16 protein-coding genes are annotated in these 18,994 nt (G+C 49.9%); 3 read left to right on the top strand and 13 right to left on the bottom strand.

Annotated elements, in window-relative coordinates; genetic code table 11:
- Positions 1-41: 41 nt before the first annotated feature.
- The 5 genes from HNQ47_RS03670 to HNQ47_RS03650 all read right to left on the bottom strand — a co-directional run bounded on the left by HNQ47_RS03670 (position 42) and on the right by HNQ47_RS03650 (position 3,810).
- Positions 42-467 carry a MarR family winged helix-turn-helix transcriptional regulator gene (locus HNQ47_RS03670; protein ID WP_183327633.1) on the bottom strand — a complete coding sequence of 142 codons (426 nt, stop codon included), beginning with the start codon at positions 465-467 and terminating at the stop codon, positions 42-44.
- A gap of 94 nt (positions 468-561) precedes the next feature.
- Positions 562-1,428 (bottom strand): aldo/keto reductase, encoded by an 867-nt coding sequence (locus HNQ47_RS03665; protein ID WP_183327631.1) that lies wholly within the window; start codon positions 1,426-1,428, stop codon positions 562-564.
- A 133-nt stretch (positions 1,429-1,561) separates the two neighbouring features.
- On the bottom strand, positions 1,562-2,335 hold the full coding sequence (locus tag HNQ47_RS03660; protein WP_183327629.1) for a DeoR/GlpR family DNA-binding transcription regulator: 774 nt from the start codon (positions 2,333-2,335) through the stop codon (positions 1,562-1,564).
- A gap of 78 nt (positions 2,336-2,413) precedes the next feature.
- Positions 2,414-3,133, bottom strand: coding sequence for a deoxyribose-phosphate aldolase (gene deoC, locus HNQ47_RS03655; protein ID WP_183327627.1), 720 nt, complete (start codon positions 3,131-3,133; stop codon positions 2,414-2,416).
- 125 nt (positions 3,134-3,258) lie between these two features.
- Positions 3,259-3,810, bottom strand: coding sequence for a TetR/AcrR family transcriptional regulator (locus HNQ47_RS03650; RefSeq protein ID WP_183327625.1), 552 nt, complete (start codon positions 3,808-3,810; stop codon positions 3,259-3,261).
- A 167-nt stretch (positions 3,811-3,977) separates the two neighbouring features.
- Between HNQ47_RS03650 and HNQ47_RS03645 the strand changes: the two genes are divergently transcribed.
- Positions 3,978-5,855, top strand: a complete 1,878-nt coding sequence (locus HNQ47_RS03645; RefSeq protein WP_183327623.1) for a heavy metal translocating P-type ATPase — start codon at positions 3,978-3,980, stop codon at positions 5,853-5,855.
- Positions 5,856-5,877: 22 nt separating this feature from the next.
- On the opposite strand, the gene HNQ47_RS03640 is transcribed toward HNQ47_RS03645, so the two are convergent.
- From HNQ47_RS03640 to HNQ47_RS03630, 3 genes are all read right to left on the bottom strand, one after another.
- On the bottom strand, positions 5,878-7,566 hold the full coding sequence (locus HNQ47_RS03640; protein WP_183327621.1) for an FAD-dependent oxidoreductase: 1,689 nt from the start codon (positions 7,564-7,566) through the stop codon (positions 5,878-5,880).
- A gap of 68 nt (positions 7,567-7,634) precedes the next feature.
- A complete protein-coding gene (locus HNQ47_RS03635) occupies positions 7,635-8,483 on the bottom strand; it encodes an aldo/keto reductase (protein WP_183327619.1) in 849 nt (282 codons plus the stop codon).
- Positions 8,476-8,994: a flavin reductase gene (locus tag HNQ47_RS03630; protein ID WP_183327617.1), complete on the bottom strand. Its 519-nt coding sequence runs from the start codon at positions 8,992-8,994 to the stop codon at positions 8,476-8,478. The genes HNQ47_RS03635 and HNQ47_RS03630 overlap by 8 nt, the downstream gene beginning before the upstream one ends.
- A 133-nt stretch (positions 8,995-9,127) precedes the next feature.
- Here HNQ47_RS03630 and HNQ47_RS03625 point away from each other — a divergent pair, with 133 nt between their 5' ends.
- Complete coding sequence (locus HNQ47_RS03625) at positions 9,128-9,526, top strand: PaaI family thioesterase (protein ID WP_183327615.1); 399 nt, start codon at positions 9,128-9,130, stop codon at positions 9,524-9,526.
- Here HNQ47_RS03625 and HNQ47_RS03620 read toward each other — a convergent pair.
- Positions 9,523-12,015, bottom strand: coding sequence for an excinuclease ABC subunit UvrA (locus tag HNQ47_RS03620; RefSeq protein WP_183327613.1), 2,493 nt, complete (start codon positions 12,013-12,015; stop codon positions 9,523-9,525). The genes HNQ47_RS03625 and HNQ47_RS03620 overlap by 4 nt on opposite strands.
- Before the next feature lie 164 nt (positions 12,016-12,179).
- Between HNQ47_RS03620 and HNQ47_RS03615 the strand changes: the two genes are divergently transcribed.
- Positions 12,180-14,069, top strand: coding sequence for a DUF2207 domain-containing protein (locus tag HNQ47_RS03615; protein WP_183327611.1), 1,890 nt, complete (start codon positions 12,180-12,182; stop codon positions 14,067-14,069).
- 26 nt (positions 14,070-14,095) lie between these two features.
- Here HNQ47_RS03615 and HNQ47_RS10025 read toward each other — a convergent pair whose 3' ends face one another.
- The 4 genes from HNQ47_RS10025 to HNQ47_RS03590 are packed head-to-tail and all read right to left on the bottom strand — an operon-like array spanning position 14,096 to position 18,931.
- Entirely contained in the window at positions 14,096-15,949 is a 1,854-nt protein-coding gene (locus tag HNQ47_RS10025) for an alpha/beta hydrolase-fold protein (RefSeq protein ID WP_221247982.1), read from the bottom strand.
- Positions 15,942-17,024: a zinc-binding dehydrogenase gene (locus tag HNQ47_RS03600; protein ID WP_183327609.1), complete on the bottom strand. Its 1,083-nt coding sequence runs from the start codon at positions 17,022-17,024 to the stop codon at positions 15,942-15,944. The genes HNQ47_RS10025 and HNQ47_RS03600 overlap by 8 nt, the downstream gene beginning before the upstream one ends.
- A 13-nt stretch (positions 17,025-17,037) precedes the next feature.
- Positions 17,038-17,901 (bottom strand): alpha/beta hydrolase, encoded by an 864-nt coding sequence (locus HNQ47_RS03595; RefSeq protein WP_183327608.1) that lies wholly within the window; start codon positions 17,899-17,901, stop codon positions 17,038-17,040.
- Between the two features lie 31 nt (positions 17,902-17,932).
- Complete coding sequence (locus HNQ47_RS03590) at positions 17,933-18,931, bottom strand: aldo/keto reductase (protein WP_183327607.1); 999 nt, start codon at positions 18,929-18,931, stop codon at positions 17,933-17,935.
- Positions 18,932-18,994: the final 63 nt, after the last annotated feature.

The raw sequence follows: 18,994 nt of genomic DNA, 5'->3' as shown, positions 1-18,994 counted from the left end.
TTCTCCTTCCTGTAGCTGGCTACATTTTAAGGCATGAAAGATCAAAGATCTTCCAGATTTTTATACATCACCATCAAGTAACGTTTTAATTTGGCGATTTCCTCCTCATTGAGCGACTTGGTCATCCGTCTTTCATTAGCATGCATCGATTGTTCCAATACCTCAGAAACATCGACTGCCTGCTGCGTCAAGGTGACGATTTTATGCCGCCGATCATGCGGATCCAGCGCCGTGGTCACAAATCCGGATTTTTCCATCCGGGCCAGGATGCCCACAACGGTTGGATGAGAGACCCGCATAAAGCGCTCAATTTCTTTTTGCGTTGATTGATATCCGTCCTGACTTTTTAAAAAAGCCAAGACCGTGGACTGCGAAAACGTCAGGTGGTATTTTTTCAGATCCGCATCGCCCATGACACGCATCTTATCCGATACATTCTTCAATAAATAACCAATGTTCATTTCCATAGGATTCCTCCATTCTGTAGCTGGCTACAGTTTAAATCATCTTTCTTTCCTTGTCAACAAAAAAACTGGATCTTTTCGATCCAGCTTTCGATCCTCAGTCATGAATGTTCATACGATTCAAAGCCCGTACGAGTTCCGGATCGTAATGATTGATGATTTCCGAATGGCCTAAGTCTTTGGCGGCAATGGTCTTCATTTCTTCCTCTGTCAGTTCAAAGTCCCAAATATCGATATTCTGTTCCATACGTTCGACATGGGTCGATTTCGGAATGATCGAGACCCCGCGCTGTACGTTCCAGCGCAGAGCCACCTGCGCAGCGGTCTTGCCATATTTTTTGCCGATCGCACTCAGCTCCGGATCTGTAAAGATGCCATGTTTGCCTTCGGCCAGCGGAGCCCAGGCCTGCGGCACGATGTGATATTTTTTCATATTTTCGATCGCGGCTTCCTGCGTGAAGAACGGGTGCAGTTCCACTTGATTTAATACCGGCATCACTTCAACATTCTCGCAAAGATTCGTCAACATTTCCGGGAAGAAATTGGCCACGCCGACCGCGCGGACCAATCCATCCCTATAAGCCCGTTCCATGCCGCGGTATGCCGCAAAGTAGTCTTTCATCGCCTGATGGATCAGGATCAAATCGACGTATTCCAGATCCAGTTTCTGCAGTGAGGTCTTGATCGCATCGTACGTGGTCTGTTCATCGGTCATATCCTGGACCCAGACCTTGGTGGTGATGAACAATTCATCACGCGTCGTCAAGCCGTCCGCAATGGCCCGTTTGACCGCCTTGCCGACAGCTTCTTCGTTCATGTAAGCTGCTGCCGTATCGATCAGCCGATAGCCGGTCTTGATCGCATTGTATGTCACTTCTTCGCACTGTGCAGGATCCGGGATCTGGAAAACGCCGAATCCCTCTTTCGGCGTCTTGACACCATTATTTAATGTAAAATATTCCATAGTCTGTACCTCCGTTCATCGGCAGTGTAACATTGGTAAGCACCGTTCGTACAATATCGATTTTGCACTCCTGCATTCATCCAATGAATAGCCTTTTCAATATTAAAAAGAAGCGCTTGCGATGCGCTTCCCATTACACTTCCGATGATTGTTCAGGCATCGGCACCCAAATCAGCTTTTCTTTCACTGATTTTATATTCTGCGTCGTGACCAAGCCATTTAAATCCGCAAGATTCGTCATGGCATAGAAACCATACACACCAATTTTACTGGAATCAAGAACAACATAGCATTCTTGTCCTTGTTTTATCGCCTGCTGCTTCACTTTAGCAGTTTCCAGCTCTGCAGTATAAAAATTCATATTTTCCAACGCAAAGCCGGCTGCCCCCAGAAAAACTTTATCAAAATGGAAATAGGACAAATCATCCAGCACCATGGGGCCTAGGTTCATTTGATACTTCGAACTGTTTCTGCCGCCTAGAATATATAACTCACATTGATACGCATCATCATTTTTCAGCAGCATATTATGAGAAACCACGGTAATCTTTTTATCTTTTAAATATTCCATGATGTACATGAAAGTCGTCCCGCCATCAATAAACACACAGTCTCCATTGTCGATCATTTGAGCCACACGCTGACACAGTGCTTTTTTTTCATCCATATGCATTGTAATTCTCTGATCCATGTGCAGATCCGTCATTTCTAAACTGTGCTGCGGATTCTGAACTTTGACAGCACCGCCGTGGACACGCCTGCAGAAATTGAGCTTTTCTAATTTTTCAAAATCTCTGCGAATGGTACAGGCAGATACATTGAACTCCTTTGCAAGCTCGTTTAAGTAGACAACGCCGTCCGCATGGATTTTTTGTAAAATGAGATCCTGTCTTTCTTTCGCTATCATCGTTTGAAACAATCAATCCTTTCGCTATAAAAGTATACCATGTGGATCACTGATTTCCCCTCAGCTTTTAAAACGAAATTACGCTTGCTCTTCGTCCAGGCCCAATACCACTGGCGCCGATTTATATCCAACACCCATCCGATCGATCCCCATATCGATCAGTTTCAAAAAGTGTTCACGCGTACGGATATGTCCGCTGCCTTTGATTTTGATTTGACCGCCGACTTCATCCATCAAGATCTGAATAATTTCCGGCGTTGCTCCCTTATCATCAAATCCAGTCAGGAACCCTGTGCTCGTTTTGACCCAGTCAGCGCCACCGGCAACCACAGTCCGAGCTCCTTTACGAATCTGCTCTTCATTTAAAGCACCTGTTTCAAGAATGACTTTCAATTCAATTCCTTTTTCATGACATACATCGGCCACCGCATGGATTTCTTTCGCCACTTCGTCATATTTTCCTGAACGAATCAATCCAAAATTTGCGACCATATCCAATTCACCTACTGTGTCATACGCCAATGCCCATTTTGCCTGCGCGACTTTTGATTCTAAAGATGTGTTGCCAAAAGGAAAATCACACGTCGGGCCTAGTTTTGTATGGGTTCCTTTTACATAGGGCTCACAAAGCGCCATGTAAGCAGGACTGATGCACACTTGAGCAACGCCTAAGGAAACTCCTTTTTTACACAATTCAACAATTTCCTTTTCACTAAACTGCGGTTTTAATACACTGTAATCAATGTATCTTGCTAATTCTTGAATGCTCATTTCTGATGCTTTCTTGGTGGGTTTCATGATAAATCCTCCTTTTATGATTCAATACTATCATTAATCGATCATATTTTAAAGAATATTTGCACGTTTATGATATTTTTCTATCAATCACAAAAGCTTAAATATAGAAATTCAACTAAGATCGATCAGGATCCTAGCCTCATCAAATCATAATAATAGTTCACCAATGTTTCCGGTGTTTCTATCGTTCCCTGTTTCACCCACATCGAGACCATTTCCGCAAAAGCTGTCACATAGACCGCTTCCGCATACGCTTTGGGCACGGATCCTGGGAACCATTCATTCATCCCATCAAAGGCTTTTGCCAATTGTTCCTTAAAATACTTCAGGAAGATATCGCCGCTTTCTCCGGACAGAAGCCGGAAAATATCTTTCTGCCGTTCTTTTAGATGATATAAAAGATGCGTCAGTTCATTCTTCAACGTTTCCGGCTTTGACGAAAAGTCATGAGTGTGTTCCTTTTCCCGCACTTGTGAAAAAACATGCCCAAAAATGTCCTCGCACATCTGATTCAAAAGATCCTCCTTGGTCTGAAAGTGCGCATAAAACGTCGTCCGTCCGACATCGGCCTCATCAATAATATTCTGTACCGAAATATGACTATAATGCTTCTTCTCTAAAAGACGGCTGAACGCATCAAATATTGCTTTTCTGGTTTTCCGTTGTCTGCGGTCCATCGTGTTTTCCTCCTCTTTTTCGAATAGATTTCAATTTTTGTTCGATATCGAACGATCATGAAAAACTGATTCTTGTCGGTCCTGCATTTCGCAAGTAAAATCAAATTACAGAACAATCTGTTCGCTAACAAATATATTGTACATAAAAATAGGAAAAGGAGGACAGGATGAATCGCATAAAAATATGGCTGACCGATGAAGCCAAATTCCGCATCGTACGGATCGTCATCTCCGGCGCTGCTTTGATCATCAGCCTGGGAAAATGGATAACATTGCCAGGGGCAATCGATATGGCATGGATCGCCATTGTACTTTGCGGCATTCCGATCATCATCGGAGCCGTCAAAGCCGTGATCACGGAACACGATATCACGGCCGATGTACTGGTTTCCCTGGCTTTGATCGGCTCTTTGATCGCCAAAGAGTTCTTTGCGGCCGGCGAGGTTGCCCTCATTATGGAAATTGGATCTGCACTGGAAGATTACACCGCGGCCAAAGCCAAAAAAAGTCTGACAAGCTTGATCCAGCTGATGCCGAAAATAGTTCATGTCCGGCGGAACGGCAAAGAAGAAAACATACCGGCAGAAAATATAAAGATCGGTGATACGATCATCATCCTGGCCGGCGAAACGATACCGACAGACGGCACCATCTGTAAAGGGAGCACGGCCATCGACCAGTCGGTCATGACCGGAGAATCCCTGCCGGTCGATAAGACAATCGGTGATCCAGTGCTCAGCGGTACCATAAACAAGCAGGGAATCTTTGAATATGTCGCGGCGACCGAAGTCAAAGACAGTTCGCTGCAGAAAATGATCGATCTGGCCAAACAGGCTGACGCAAACAAGGCGCCGATCGTTACGCTGGCCGATCGATGGGCGTCCTGGCTGGTCATTGCCGCCTTTACGGCCGCAGTCCTTACGTTTATCATCAACCGTGTCGTTCTCGGTGATCCATCGGCTGCTTTCCTGCGTGCCGTCACGGTGCTCGTCGTGGTCTGCCCCTGCGCCTTCATTCTGGCCACACCGACTGCCGTCGTCGCCGGCATCGGCAATGCCGCAAAATATGGTATGATCGTCAAATCCGGCGAAGCCTTGCAGCGCTTCGGCACCATCGATACTGTCGCACTGGATAAAACCGGGACCCTGACCTACGGTGAGCTGAGCATCACCGAAATCAAATCCTTAGATCCAAAATGGGCCAAAGCCGATATCCTGAAGCTGGCGGCCATTGCCGAAGCCCGCTCGGAGCATCCGATCGGCCAGGCCATTTGTGCCGCTGCCGATACAAAAGAACAAGCGTCTGAGTATACTGTTACACCAGGCAAAGGCATCGAAGCCATGTATAACGGCAGGCATCTGTTGGTCGGCAAAGGCAGTTTTCTCAAAGAACATGCCGTGGACTTGGACGAATCGTTAAAAAATGAATTTCAGGCCCGCGGCGCAACCGTCGTTTTTCTGGCTGTCGATGAACAGGCAGCCGGCTTGATCGCACTGTCGGATACCGTACGGCAAAGCGCTGCGCCGATGATCCAAAAGCTTCACCGCATGAAGGTAGAGACCGTGCTGCTGACTGGTGACAATCCAGCCGCTGCTCAAACCATCGCAGATCAGGTAAACGTATCCGCCGTGCACAGTGAACTGCTGCCGGAAGACAAACAGAAAATCATTCATCAATACCAGGAACAAGATCATAAGGTTTGTATGATCGGCGACGGTATCAACGATGCCGTGGCACTGCGGACAGCGGATGCGGCCATTGCGATGGGCGGCATTGGCTCCGATGTGGCCATTGAATCTTCCGACGTCGTCCTGGTACAGGATGATATCAGCCGGATCCCCTATCTGATCGATCTTTCCCGCAAGGTCCTGCAGAAGATCCGGACCAACATCATCATTTCCCTTTCTCTGAATGCCTTGGCCACGGTCCTCGCTGCGGCCGGCATCCTCGATCCGGTCGTCGGCGCCCTGGTGCACAATGCCGGTTCTGTTTTCGTCGTATTGAATTCCCTGATGCTTCTGTCGGTCAAAGATCAGGAACAATAAAACCTGGGATCAGATCCCAGGTTTATTTGATCTCCATTCCGCATGGCAAGGCCGATGAAGCCGGCATGCGCTCCTGCATAACAGCGCTGTAAAAACTATATCCGCCGGAAAGATTGTACGCATCATATCCATTCTGCATCAAGATCCGGCAGGCGATGTAGCTGCGCAGACCGCTCTGACACATCACGTACACCGGCTGTCCGGCCGGGATTTCCTCCAAGCGTTCTCTTAGTTCATCCAGCGGAATATTTTTAAATCCATCGATATGACCGGCCGCATATTCTGCCTCCGTCCGCGTATCCAGCTTGAATGCGGCAGCCGGCAGATCCTGGACCTCATTCCAGTGGAATTGTTTCATCAAACCGCCGCTGACGTTGCGGATGATATAGCCTGCCATGTTGACAGGATCTTTGGCCGAAGAATACGGCGGTGCATAAGCCAGATCCAGGTCTGCCAAGGCATCGGCCTTCAGACCGGCCTTGATCGCTGTAGCTATAACATCGATCCGTTTGTCGACGCCTTCATATCCGACGATCTGGGCGCCGAGCAGCCGCAGACTTTGCCGTTCATAGACAACTTTCATGAACATCGACTGCGCACCCGGATAATATCCGGCATGGGAAAGCGGCGATAAAACGACCCGATCAAAATCGATTCCTGCCGCAGCCGCAGCTTTCTCGCTTAAGCCCGTACTGGCTGCCGTCATATCGAAGATCTTGACGACCGATGAGCCTAAGGATCCCTGCGCATGCGCTTCAAGACCGCAGATATTATCCGCCGCAATATGCCCTTCTTTATTGGCCGGACCAGCCAGGGCAATCAGTGCTTCCTGGTTGGTGACGGCATTACGGATGACGACCGCATCCCCGACCGCGTAGATCGACGGATCCGATGTTTTCATCGTATCATCGACAACGATCGCGCCTTTCAAGCCCAGCTGCAGACCGGCTTTTTCGGCCAGCTTGGTATCCGGACGGACACCGATCGCCAACAAGGCCATGTCTGCTTCCAGCGATGCTTCGTCCTTGCGTAATACGCGGATCCCGGTTTCCGTTTCCTCAAAGCCGGCAATACTGCTTTTCAATTTGAGATGAATGCCGTTTTTCTTCAGCTGTGCCTGGATCAATGCCGCCATATCCGCATCAAACGGCGTCATGACCTGATCCGCCAGATCAACGATCGTCACATCAAGACCGGCATGACGCAGATTCTCCGCAACTTCCAAGCCAATAAAACCACCGCCGGCCATGATTGCTGATTTTGGTTTTCGCGTTTCGATGAATTGACGAATGGCCAAGGCATCTTCCACCGTGCGCAGTGTAAACAAGTTGTGACTGTCGATGCCCGGCAAAGGCGGCTGCACAGGTCTTGCGCCCGGCGATAAAATCAATTTGTCGTATTTTTCCCGATAGACACGATCGGTTTCCGTTTCTCGGATCGTAACGATTTTATGTTCCCGATCGATGTCGATGGCTTCCTGATGCACCCGCACATCGATGCCGAACCGTGTACTGAAACTTTCTGGTGTATTCAGCGTCAGATCCTGCTTGTTTTCAATGATGCCGCCGATGTAGTACGGCAGCCCGCAGTTGGCATAGGAAACATAGCCTGAACGCTCCAATAGAATGATTTCCGCGTGTTCATCCAAACGGCGCAGCCGCGTTGCGGCCGTCGCTCCGCCGGCAACACCGCCGATAATTATGATCTTCATGAAATCATCTCCTTTCTCTGCTTTCATCATCGCATAAAGAAAGGCGAATCGTAATTCAAATGCTCACGTTAGAAATCGACGCGGTCCGGATCATTGCCGGAACCCGCAAAATATGGCATCTCATTGATGAATTTCATATCTTCATCGGACAGTTCAAAATCAAACAAATCCGCATTTTCGACAATGTGTGCCGGTGTGACAGAGCGTGTCAGCGGCAGCACACCGTTCTGGATGACCCAGCGCAGCACGACCTGCGCCGTGGACTTATGATAACGGCCGGCCATTTTGATCAGTTGTTCGTTCTGAAGCATCTTGCCGGCGCCCAGCGGGCTCCACGCTTCCACCAAGATATCATGGGCTTTGCAGAAATCCACCGTCTCTTTACGGCAGAAACCCGGATGGTACTCGATCTGATCGACCATCGGCGGCACTTCGGTTTCCATCAATGCCTTCAAATGATGCGGCAGGAAGTTAGAAACCCCGATGGCACGGATCTTGCCGGCCTGATACAGTTCGGTCATCGCTTTCCAGGTATCGACATTGATAGCTTCCCAGTTCTCAAACTGATGCGCGGCTGCCGGCCAGTGGATCAAATACAGATCCAGATAATCCAGCTGCAAGTCGTTCAAGGTCTTCTCAAAAGCCGCGATGGTTTTATCGTACCCGCGTTCGGTATTCCAGACTTTACTGGTGACAAACAACTGCTCCCGCGGTACGCCGCACTCCTCGATTCCCTTGCCCACGCTTTTTTCATTGTGGTAAACTGCAGCCGTATCAATATGACGGTATCCAGCCTGCACGGCGGCTTTGACGGCATTGACCGCCGTTTCCCCGTCCGGGATCCGCCAGGTGCCGAAGCCGACACACGGAATTTTTACGCCATTGCGCAGTGTATAAACATCTGTTAATTTATTCATCTTCTTCTCCTTTTTCAATGATCTTCTTGACTTCGCCGATATACATGCGGTGCGCCTGCTCCTCCGGGGCATAGAAGGCATCCGCGATCGAAGCCGGAATTTGTTTTTTATCCAGCGTCTGCTGATACAGTTTCTCACATTCAAACGTTAAGATCGATTCCCGATAATAGACAAACCCGTCATCAAAGACCGGTGTCAGATTGGTGCCTTTTTTCGTATCACCGAACCGGCCGGTGCGGGTGCCCATGAGGATCAGATCCGGACGATTGGCTTTCGGGAAAAAGCTGACCGTAAAACGATCGCTTTCATTTAAAACTTCATAGGTATAGCGCAGCGGATTGATGTACACCGTCACGATGGGCCGACCATGATTCGGTGCGCCCCAGATGGTTCCCATGCTTCCCCAGCTGATGGTCATGGAATTGTAACGATCCGGCGTGCCTGCGGTCACGATGGCCCAGTTTTGATCAAATAAATTAAAAATTTTGGTGTTGAAAGCAGATGGTTTCATGTTTTTCGCTCCTTTCCATTTCACCATAGCAAATTTCTGTCTTTTTATCCGTATCACATATTCACAAATCGGACGCTATTTTTTCATATTCCGCCTGTTTATGGTAGGATAGGAAAAAAAGAAAGAGGATCCTATGGGAACATTTCAGACAATCGAAGAAGCCCGACAATATTTTTATGACGATCGCTTTGCGCGTATCAACGGCATGGTCATCGATACGATCGGTGAGACCGAAGCAACCTGCTCCCTGGTACTGAATGAAAATCACAAGAACGCCAACGGCGGTGTCATGGGCGGTGCCATCTTTACGCTGGCCGATTTTGCGTTTGCGGTCGCGGCCAATCAGATCCACCGGCCGACCGTTTCACAAACTGTCACGATGAATTACCTGAACCGTGTGCATGGGCAGAAACTCTTTGCGCATGCCTATTGTATCAAAAACGGCCGGCGCCTGACCGTCCTGAATGTTGATGTCACCGACGATACCGGCCGTGCGGTCGCACAATATACCGGTACAGGCTGTAAGTGTTAAAGATATTTGCCGGTCCTGCTTTCCGGGCAGGCACGTACCTCGTCAACAGTGCCGGATACCACGATCCGGCCGCCTTCCTGACCGCCGCCCGGACCCATATCGACAATATAATCCGCATTCCGGATCACATCCAGATCGTGTTCGATCACGATGACCGTTGCCCCATGATCCAGCAGCCGCTGGAACACCCGCAGCAAGGTCTGCACATCCAATGGATGCAGACCGATGGTCGGTTCATCAAACACAAACAGGGTATCCGCCTGCGGTTTTTTCATTTCACTGGCCAGTTTCAGTCGCTGCGCCTCCCCGCCGGATAAACTCGGCGTCTGCTCCGCCAACGTCAGATAGCCCAGTCCTAAATCACTGAGCACCTGCAGCCGGCGCTGCACCAGGGGCAGTCCCTGACAAGCCTGCAGCGCTTCGTCCACGCTCATCGCCATCAATTCCGGCAGCGAATACGCTTTGCCCGCCGCATTGGTCCAGCGAACCGCATCGGCCTGATGGCTGTACCGGGAGCCATGACAATCCGGGCAGGTGATCGCAACATCGGGCAGAAACTGCACATCCAGACTGATCGTACCCGTCCCTTCGCAGGTCGGGCATTTTAACTGCCCAGTATTATAGGAAAAGTCACCCGCCTTGTAGCCGGCTGCCTGCGCCGCTTCGGTTTTCGCAAACACCTTGCGCAGCTCGTTGTGCACATTCGCATACGTTGCCACGGTCGAACGGATGTTGATGCCGATCGGAGACGCATCGATCAGCTTGGCCTGCTTGATGCCGCCGGTATCGATCGTTCGCACGTGCTCCGGCAATTGTTTCCCTTCTGCCTGTAATCCTGGGATCAGGCTTTCCAGGACCATCGTGGTCTTGCCGGAACCTGATACACCCGTTACGACAGACAGCCGGTTTTTCGGAAAGGAAACATCCAATGGCTGTACCGTATGGATCGAATTGGTCTGCATGCGGATCATGCCATGCGCAAACAGTTTGGCCGGCGTACACCGTTCGCGTACCTGAACATCCTGCCTGCCGCTGAGATATGGGCCGATGGCCGAGCATGGATCTTGTTCGATATCCGCAATGGTTCCTTCGGCGATGACGGTGCCGCCTTTGGCGCCGGCTCCCGGTCCCATTTCGATCATCCAGTCCGCCTGCTTTAAGATCTGCGTATCGTGATCGACCAGCACCACGGTATTCCCGTCACGGACCAGATCTTCCATGACACCTGTCAGACCTTCGATATTGGCCGGATGCAGACCGATGGATGGTTCATCCAGTACATAGAGCACCCCGGTCGTCCGGTTGCGGACCGCTCTTGCCAGCTGCATACGCTGCCGTTCTCCGGTCGAAAGCGTTGAGGCCGCCCGATCCAACGAGAGGTACCCTAGACCGAGATCCAATAAACGGCGGGCTACACGATGAAATGAATCACAGATGCTTTCGGCCATCGGCCGCATCGCTTCCGGCACCCAGGCCGGTACGCCGCTGACCCAGTCATCCAGTTCGGACAAGGTCATCTGGCAGGCATCGGCCAAAGAAATACCGCACAGCCGCGGAGCACGCGCTGCTTCGGACAGACGCGTCCCGTGACAATCCGGACATACATCCTGTTTCAGGAATTTTTCGACCCGTTTCATGCCTTTTTCGTCTTTCACGCGGGAAAGGGCATTTTCCACCGTGTATTTGGCGTTGAAATACGTAAAATTCATATCCCCGGTCGCGCCGGTCGTCTGATTCTGATAGACAATGTTTTTCTTGACAGCCGGGCCGTTGAACACGATATCCCGTTCTTTCGGTGTCAGTTCTTTAAACGGTACATCGGTGCGGACCCCCATCTCGCGGGCGATGTCTTTCATCAACGACCACATCAGGGTCTGCCATGGTTTGACCGCGCCTTCATCGATGCTCAGATTCTCATCCGGCACCAGCGTTGATTCATCGACGGTCCGGACAATGCCGGTGCCGCTGCAGGTCGGACACGCACCGCCGCTGTTGAAGGCAAGTTCCTCGGCGCCCGGTCCATAGAAATGTGCCCCGCAGACAGGACAAACCAGTTCTTTTTCGGCTGCGACGTTCATCGACGGTTCAACATAATGCCCATTCGGACAGCGATGGCTGGCCAGCCGTGAAAACATCAAACGCAGGCTGTTCAGCAGCTCGGTCGATGTCCCGAAGGTACTGCGCACACCAGGGATCGCCGGACGCTGATGCAGCGCCAGAGCGGCCGGAATGTAGTTGACCGCCTCGACTTCGGCTTTTTCCGCCTGAGTCATGCGCCGGCGGGTATAGGTCGACAAGGCCTCCAGATACCGCCGGGAACCTTCGGAATACAGAACACCCAAAGCCAGCGAAGATTTCCCGGATCCCGAAACCCCGGCGATCGCCGTGATCTGAGAAAGCGGGATATCAACATCAATATTTTTCAAATTGTGCACCCGGGCACCGCGGACTTCGATATGGGCGGGTGGGTTCTTCTTTTCTTTCTTCATATTTTTCTTCTTTCTTTATGTTCACCATATCATTTTGATCGTAATTTATCTATGAGCATTCATTTTTCTGCGCGTACTTCTTTACTTATATTTTACTTCTCATCTCGCAAAATCGAAGGTATACTAATGTTAAGAATAGAGACTTTTTCACAAAGGAGGGTTTTATGACCAGGATCCGACAATTTTTGCGATTCTCCGCCGCGATCTTTCTCGCGTTTTTGTTTTGTTTTTTTGCGCCGCTGCAGGCCGGCGGGCAGATCTATGCGGATGAAAGTGCCAACTATACGACCGAAAGTTTCACCATCCATACCACGGTTGCCAAGAACCATACGATGCATGTAAAGGAAACCATCGTGGTCGACTTTGGTTCTCATGCCCATCATGGCATCTATCGCTATATCCCATATTCAGAAAAGCAGTATATTGTCACCAATGAAAATGCCGGTGATGATCCGCTCAATACTTCTACCGAGTCCGAATATGGATCTGGTTACAAGGTCCTGCGCATCGGGGATGAAGATAAAACCGTCACCGGTGAACACACCTATCATATCAGCTACGATCTGGTCTGCTACAAAGACGATTCTAAAATAAATGATTATCTATCCTACGATCTGTTCCCGACGGACTGGGAGACGTCCGTCGGTACGGTCACGAGCACGTTGACCCTGCCAAAATCGATGGACTGGGACGATCTGGAATTCTACAGCGGCAGCTACGGAGCAGAGGATCCCATTTCCGACTATTTTACGCAGACGATCGATAAGGAAAATAAAACGATCATTTTAATGGGGGATAATGTGCCGTCCGGTGTCGGTGCCACTGTGAAAGCGGATCTGCCGGAAGGATACTGGGTCGATCCGCCTAGCCGGGCCAGTTCGATCAAATATCTTTGGATGGCGATTACGATCATCCCGGCCGTAGCCGCTGTGCTTTGGTTTAAGTACGGACGCGATCCGCAAATCGTGGAGACCGTTGAATTCGAACCGCCGGAAGGCATGACCCCTTGTGAAATTGGTTATATTATCGACGGCAGTGCGGAAAACAAAGATGTGCTTTCGATGATCATGTATTATGCCGACCGCGGTTACCTGAGCATCGAAGAGAAAGAAGAAGATCACCTTGTGCTGATCAAAAAAACAGAAGCGGATCCAAAAGATCCAAAATTCAGTCGGTATTTTTATAAACATCTTTTCAATAGTAAAAAAACCAAAGACTTGAGCAATCTGCCGGACAGTTTTGGAAAAATCGTTGAAAACACCAAAGAGAAAGTGAAGGAACAATTTGCCGGCGACGATCAAATCTACAATAAGCAGGCCAACTTCTGCCGCGGCTTGACCTATGTGCTGTTTGCGCTCATGATCTTGATCGTATCGTTTGTCACCGGATATTATTCCTATACTACATTTCTTTGTATCTTCTTACCGATCATTGTACTGCTGCCGTCCATCTTTGGTTTAGTGATGGTCAATATGACCTTTGACCGCCGAAAAAGCATGACCAAAGCCAAGATCGGAATCATCCGCACGATCGGCATCGTACTGCTCGTGATCGGCGGCGGCATCTTCGGCAGTTTTATCTTCGCCTGGGTCAGCGCAGCTGCCGCTATCGGATGCGTGGCTGCTTATGTGATCATGGTGCTCTGCTCCGTCTTCATGCGTTCCCTGACCAAACATGGCGCGGAATTGATGGGCAAGATACTGGGCTTCCGCCGTTTCATCGAAACGGCAGAATACGACCGTCTGAAAGCCCTCTCGGATCAGGATCCGGAATATTTCTTCCATATCATGCCGTATGCCTATGTCATGGGCATGGATAAGACCTGGGCCAAGAAGTTTGAAGAGATCCAGATCGGAAAGCCGGATTGGTACGACGGCTATGATTCGGGCATGGTTTATAGTTCAATATGGTACAGTTCGTTGTTCCACACCTACACGCACCAGATGAACAGTGCCCTCATCCAGAGCGGCGGCGATACAACTGGCGGCGGCGGTTTCTCCGGCGGCGGCTTCTCCGGCGGCGGTTTCGGCGGCGGAGGCGGAGGCGCCTGGTAAAAAAAACAGGCTTTTTCAAGCCTGTCTTATGAGGACGGAAAGAACGCCGTCAATCCGTTATATGTATATTCTTCGGCTGCGGTCGCATCGTGATCGTAGCCTTTTTTCACGCGATACGCAAAGTTGCCGTTACTTTGTTGGTCAATATCCGTAAACACACCGGAATCTTCCATCGCCTGATGACGCTCCTGTTCATACGAATACGCAAAATCTTTTGTGCCGGTCATAATAAAGACAAAGTAATCGCCTGGATCCCGATTTTCTGCATCCTGCCACAAGACCGAATTGTCTAAATCGGTTCCGCAGCTCATCGGCAGAAAATAACGGAAGTCGTCCAAATTGTATTGGAACGTATGCCAGGTGGCAACGGATCCCATGGAAAATCCGCCGAATCCGCGATGATCCCGCGACGCCGCAAATCCTGCCGGTGTCGGCTCTTCGGCATACGTACTATACTTGCTTTCAACAGCCGGCATCAAATCATTCGTTAATTCGTTATGAAACTGATCGGTCAGCTGCAGCGCCAGTGAAAAGTCATCTGAATCCTGGCCGTTTTCATTGGTGTTGTTATAGGTGGGGCAGACAATGATCATCGGGCGCAGTTTGCCTTCCTGGATCGCATGATCAAGGACGTTCTTAAATTCTGAAGGAGAACCGGGACTGCCCAGCAGGCTGTTCTCATTGCTCCAGCCGCCGTGCATCAAATAAAATACATCGTACTGCTGACTGGGATCATACTGATACGGCAAGTAGACCACCGCATGTTTGTTCAGCCGTGTTTGATGCTCTTCATACGAAAAGGATTCCCACGTCTGATAATTCAGATCTTCTAATGTACCCTGCTGGCGGGCCTGACGAAAGTAACGACGCGGGATCTTACGGATCGAGTCGGGAATGTTCACGGCGGAAGCAACTATATCCTCTGTTGTCATATGTTTTTTCCAGAATGAGACCGCATGATCGACCCAGCCTTCTGCTGCCGTGCCTTCGCCTAAACCAAAACCATGTTCCAATCCTTTGAATACTTCAATTTCCGCATCGGTGCCGTTTTCCTTGATCGCATCGATGCGTTCTGTCATTGTTTCGGCATCGGCGATGCTGTCATCCGTACCGACATTCGCATAGGTCGGCGGTTCCTTTCCTGTCACTTCGCTCAATCCGGTATACTGCGTGATCACGGCTGCCGGCTGCGGGGAAGCAGGTTCGTCGAATGATGCCGTGCCGTCGGTACCGACCCGATTGGCCATTCGTGCACCGGCTGAACCGCCCCAAAGTGAATAATCCGTCATATCGATCTGCAGCTCATCCGCATGTTTTCGCAGCCAGGTGATCGCATACGCTAAATCTTCATATGCCGTTTCTTCTTCCGGCCGATAGATCAGCGCGATCGCGTTGTATCCTTTCTTTGATAACTCCAAGGCCACCGGGAAACTATCCTGCATGGCACCGACATACGCAAACCCGCCGCCCGCATTGACGACGGCCGTCTTTGCGCCGGACTGTCCGCGGAAAAAGAAAATACCGGTGTCCGCTTTTTCCGGATCCGCCTTCCGTTCGCTCTTGGAATAAATCGGATAAAAAATACGCTGGTCCTGCTGTACTTGATCGTAGAAATAATTGACGATTTCCACTGTTTTATCGGGATTGATGTTGTTATACCATGTCAGCTGCAGATCCCCCAATGTATCTCCGCTGTAATAGTTGTCGTCCGTCGGAAACATCAGGCGGCCGTAATTGTCAAACGCCTTATCATTGATGACTTCCTGGATCGATGTATCTTTTGTAAAGTGTCCGGACTCGGCAGCGGTCTGCGTGCAGCCGGACAGCAGCAGAACAACGGCTAAACAAACCGCACCGACTTTTCGAAATAAATCAGTCATTGTAGATCACCGGTTTGATCAGCGTTCGATCATGATTGAGGAACAGATCCATGGCTGCCGGGATCTGATCCAGTCCATGAAAGCGGTGAGTGATCAATTTTTCTGGCTCGACCCGACCTGTTTGAATCAGATTGGCCATCCGGCTCAGCAGTACACGTCCGCCGCCGCAGCCGACACCCTTGATTGTTTTATCACCGTAACCGAATCCCCAGACCGCCGGTTCGATCGGAATGGATGAATTGCCGAAATACGCGGATAAATTTACCAAAGTTCCGCCGTTTTTCAGCATCTGCAGACCTTTGCTTAACTCTTTTTCCGTACCGCCGCACAATACCACATTGTCGACCGGACCGTGATTGTCGGCAAGAATCTGATCGATATAATCTTCATTGTGATAATCGATGCATTTTGTCGCACCGTATTGCTTGGCAACATCAAAACAGATCGGCCGCGAACCGATCGCATAGATCGACCCGGCTCCCTGCAGGACGGCTGCCCGCACAGCCATCAATCCGACCGGACCGATGCCCAATATGGCCACGGACTGTCCGAATTTCATATTCAGTGCCTGTACGCCCTCGAAAGCCGTACACATCATATCCGGCACCATCACCGCCTGTTCCATCGTGACGCCTTCCGGGATCTTCGCCAGATTCATATCCGCATCACGGATGTAATATTCTTCGACAAACGAACCGCCGCGGTCCGGATAATCGATTCCCGCATACATATTGTCCTGACGCTGTTTAGCCTGGCCGTCCTGTGCTTCCAAGGAACGCCATACCGGCATGACGGCACAAACAATGACCGGATCCCCTACTTTGAAATCATGTACATCGCTGCCCACGGCCTTGATCACGCCGCACATTTCATGACCGACTGCTTTGCCGACCAAATAAGGCAGACTGGCTGCTCCCGTGGCACATAAATGGGCATCACTGGTACAAGGTGACCAAATCATTGGTTTGATCAAAGCACCGGTGGGAACAATGTTTTCCGGTTCCGGTACCGGACAATGGTCGCTGACCGCCATTTTATTTTTTCCTTCGATGACGACACCTTTCATATAACGCATCGGTTTTTCCTCCTTACTTTTCTGCCGGTTTCCAGATCCGGCTCATCGCTTGATAAAAATACTGCAGTGCATCTTCTTTACCATGGACTCCATGGCGTTTGATGCGATAACACAAATTGCCTTCCTGTTCATTCGAAACAGTCTGAAACAAATCTTCCTTCGACATGTTCTGAATCTGTTCGGAAAAGGCAGGATACGCAAAATCATGCGTGCCTGAAGCCGCAAAGATGAAAAAGTCTTCTGGCCCAAATCCTTGATCTTTTACCAGTTTTGCCATCTTCTTTCCGTCGGCGGTCAGATTGCCGCTGGACGGAAAGAAGTAACGAAATACATCCAAGCACTGGGCAAAGACCTGCCATGTGGCCACCGACCCCATTGAAAATCCGCCGAATGCCCGGTGATCCCGGGAAGCGCGCAAATCTATGCGGTCAGTGGATGCCGCAAAGGTCGAGAAGGTTCCTTCGACGGCCGGTATTAAATCATTGACCAGTTCCTGGGGATAACGGGCAGTCAGTTCAACAGCCATAGAATAGTCGCTGCTGTCACGGACCGAAGTGTTGTTATAGGTGGGACAGACGATGATCATCGGGGCCATTGTTTTCGTCTCAACGGCATTGTCGATCACATTTTTAAACGTACTTGGTTTTCCCGGAATGCCCAGATACGTCGTTTCATTGCTCCAGCCGCCGTGCATCAAGTAGAACACGTTGTATTGCTGCTTCGGATCATAGTTATAGGGCAAATAGACGACAGCTCTTTTCTTCAGTCGCTGAAGTCGTTTTTGATACGTAAAGGCTTCCCATGTTTGATAATTCAAATTTACCAGTTTTCCTGGGCAGTTGGCTGGACGCTCAAAAGCGTCTGGAATTTCTGCCATTACTTTGGGAAAAGACAACGGCTGATACATGTTACCGACCCTTTACGGCACTGCCGCCGAAGACGGCCGACATATTTACATGATCCAGTGCATCATCCAGCCGGCGGACTTCCGCTGCTGTCAAAGGAATATCCGCCGCATGGAAGTTCTCCTTCATACGAGCTGGTTTTCGGCTGCCCGGGATCGGTACGATCCAAGGCTTTTTATTTAACATCCACGCCAAAGAAATCTGTGCGGAAGTTGCACCTTTCGCTTCAGCAAATTGGGAAATCAGATCCAATAATGCCTGGTTTTGTTCAATGGCTTCATCCTTGAACTGCGGCATCGATGCCCGATAATCGACCGCGGCATCAAAGTGCTGGCCTTTGCCGTACTGGCCTGTTAAGAAACCATTTGCCATCGGGGAAAAGGCCACAAAACCGATCTGCAGCTCTTCAAGCACTGGAAACAATGTTTCATATTGACGTGCCATCATCGAATAGCGGTTCTGCACCGCTGTCACCGGACAAACAGCATGCGCCCGGCGGAGATACTCTTCGTTGGCTTCCGAAATTCCCCAATGTGTAATTTTTCCTTCTCGAATCAGATCGGCCATGACACCGGCAACCGTCTCGGGTTCGACATTTGGATCGATGCGATGCTGAAAATATAGGTCAATGTGATCGGTGCCCAGCCGCTGCAGCGAACCTTCCACTGAACGGCGGATCGTCTCCGGACGCGCATCCGGGATCAACGGATACGGAACTTGATCACTGTCCAAGTCAAACGACAAACCGAATTTATCAGAAATAACTACATCATCGCGCACATCGGCCAGTGCCTTGCCGACCAGTTTTTCATTGTGATGCGGATCATCCGGTGTGCCATAGACTTCCGCCGTATCAAAATATCGATAACCGAGATCATAAGCTTCCCGGATTCGTTGTTCTGCTTGTTTTTCTTCAGTCGGAGCACCATAGCCATGAGAAAATCCCATGCATCCTAAACCGACCGGTGAGACAACTAAATCTTTTCCTAATGTTCTGTTCATATCCTGACGCCTCCGTTTTCTATTCAAATTATGAAGTGCCCCTGCCCGGTTGTACAGAATCGA

The organism is Catenisphaera adipataccumulans, assembly GCF_014202755.1.
GTDB classification, from domain to species: domain Bacteria; phylum Bacillota_I; class Bacilli_A; order Erysipelotrichales; family Erysipelotrichaceae; genus Catenisphaera; species Catenisphaera adipataccumulans.
Note: the sequence above shows the minus strand (reverse complement) of the source record. Positions and strands in the feature narration are given on the sequence as shown.

What these genes read in the sequence shown, in the direction of transcription:
- HNQ47_RS03590 (WP_183327607.1), bottom strand. Translation starts at nt 18,931, where the DNA reads ATGAACAGAACATTAGGAAAAGATTTAGTTGTCTCACCGGTCGGTTTA.
- HNQ47_RS03595 (WP_183327608.1), bottom strand. Translation starts at nt 17,901, where the DNA reads ATGGCAGAAATTCCAGACGCTTTTGAGCGTCCAGCCAACTGCCCAGGA.
- HNQ47_RS03640 (WP_183327621.1), bottom strand. Translation starts at nt 7,566, where the DNA reads ATGAAGATCATAATTATCGGCGGTGTTGCCGGCGGAGCGACGGCCGCA.
- HNQ47_RS03660 (WP_183327629.1), bottom strand. Translation starts at nt 2,335, where the DNA reads ATGATAGCGAAAGAAAGACAGGATCTCATTTTACAAAAAATCCATGCG.
- HNQ47_RS03650 (WP_183327625.1), bottom strand. Translation starts at nt 3,810, where the DNA reads ATGGACCGCAGACAACGGAAAACCAGAAAAGCAATATTTGATGCGTTC.
- HNQ47_RS03620 (WP_183327613.1), bottom strand. Translation starts at nt 12,015, where the DNA reads ATGAAGAAAGAAAAGAAGAACCCACCCGCCCATATCGAAGTCCGCGGT.
- HNQ47_RS03615 (WP_183327611.1), top strand. Translation starts at nt 12,180, where the DNA reads ATGACCAGGATCCGACAATTTTTGCGATTCTCCGCCGCGATCTTTCTC.
- HNQ47_RS03665 (WP_183327631.1), bottom strand. Translation starts at nt 1,428, where the DNA reads ATGGAATATTTTACATTAAATAATGGTGTCAAGACGCCGAAAGAGGGA.
- HNQ47_RS03635 (WP_183327619.1), bottom strand. Translation starts at nt 8,483, where the DNA reads ATGAATAAATTAACAGATGTTTATACACTGCGCAATGGCGTAAAAATT.
- HNQ47_RS10025 (WP_221247982.1), bottom strand. Translation starts at nt 15,949, where the DNA reads ATGACTGATTTATTTCGAAAAGTCGGTGCGGTTTGTTTAGCCGTTGTT.
- HNQ47_RS03600 (WP_183327609.1), bottom strand. Translation starts at nt 17,024, where the DNA reads ATGCGTTATATGAAAGGTGTCGTCATCGAAGGAAAAAATAAAATGGCG.
- deoC (WP_183327627.1), bottom strand. Translation starts at nt 3,133, where the DNA reads ATGAAACCCACCAAGAAAGCATCAGAAATGAGCATTCAAGAATTAGCA.
- HNQ47_RS03625 (WP_183327615.1), top strand. Translation starts at nt 9,128, where the DNA reads ATGGGAACATTTCAGACAATCGAAGAAGCCCGACAATATTTTTATGAC.
- HNQ47_RS03630 (WP_183327617.1), bottom strand. Translation starts at nt 8,994, where the DNA reads ATGAAACCATCTGCTTTCAACACCAAAATTTTTAATTTATTTGATCAA.
- HNQ47_RS03645 (WP_183327623.1), top strand. Translation starts at nt 3,978, where the DNA reads ATGAATCGCATAAAAATATGGCTGACCGATGAAGCCAAATTCCGCATC.
- HNQ47_RS03670 (WP_183327633.1), bottom strand. Translation starts at nt 467, where the DNA reads ATGGAAATGAACATTGGTTATTTATTGAAGAATGTATCGGATAAGATG.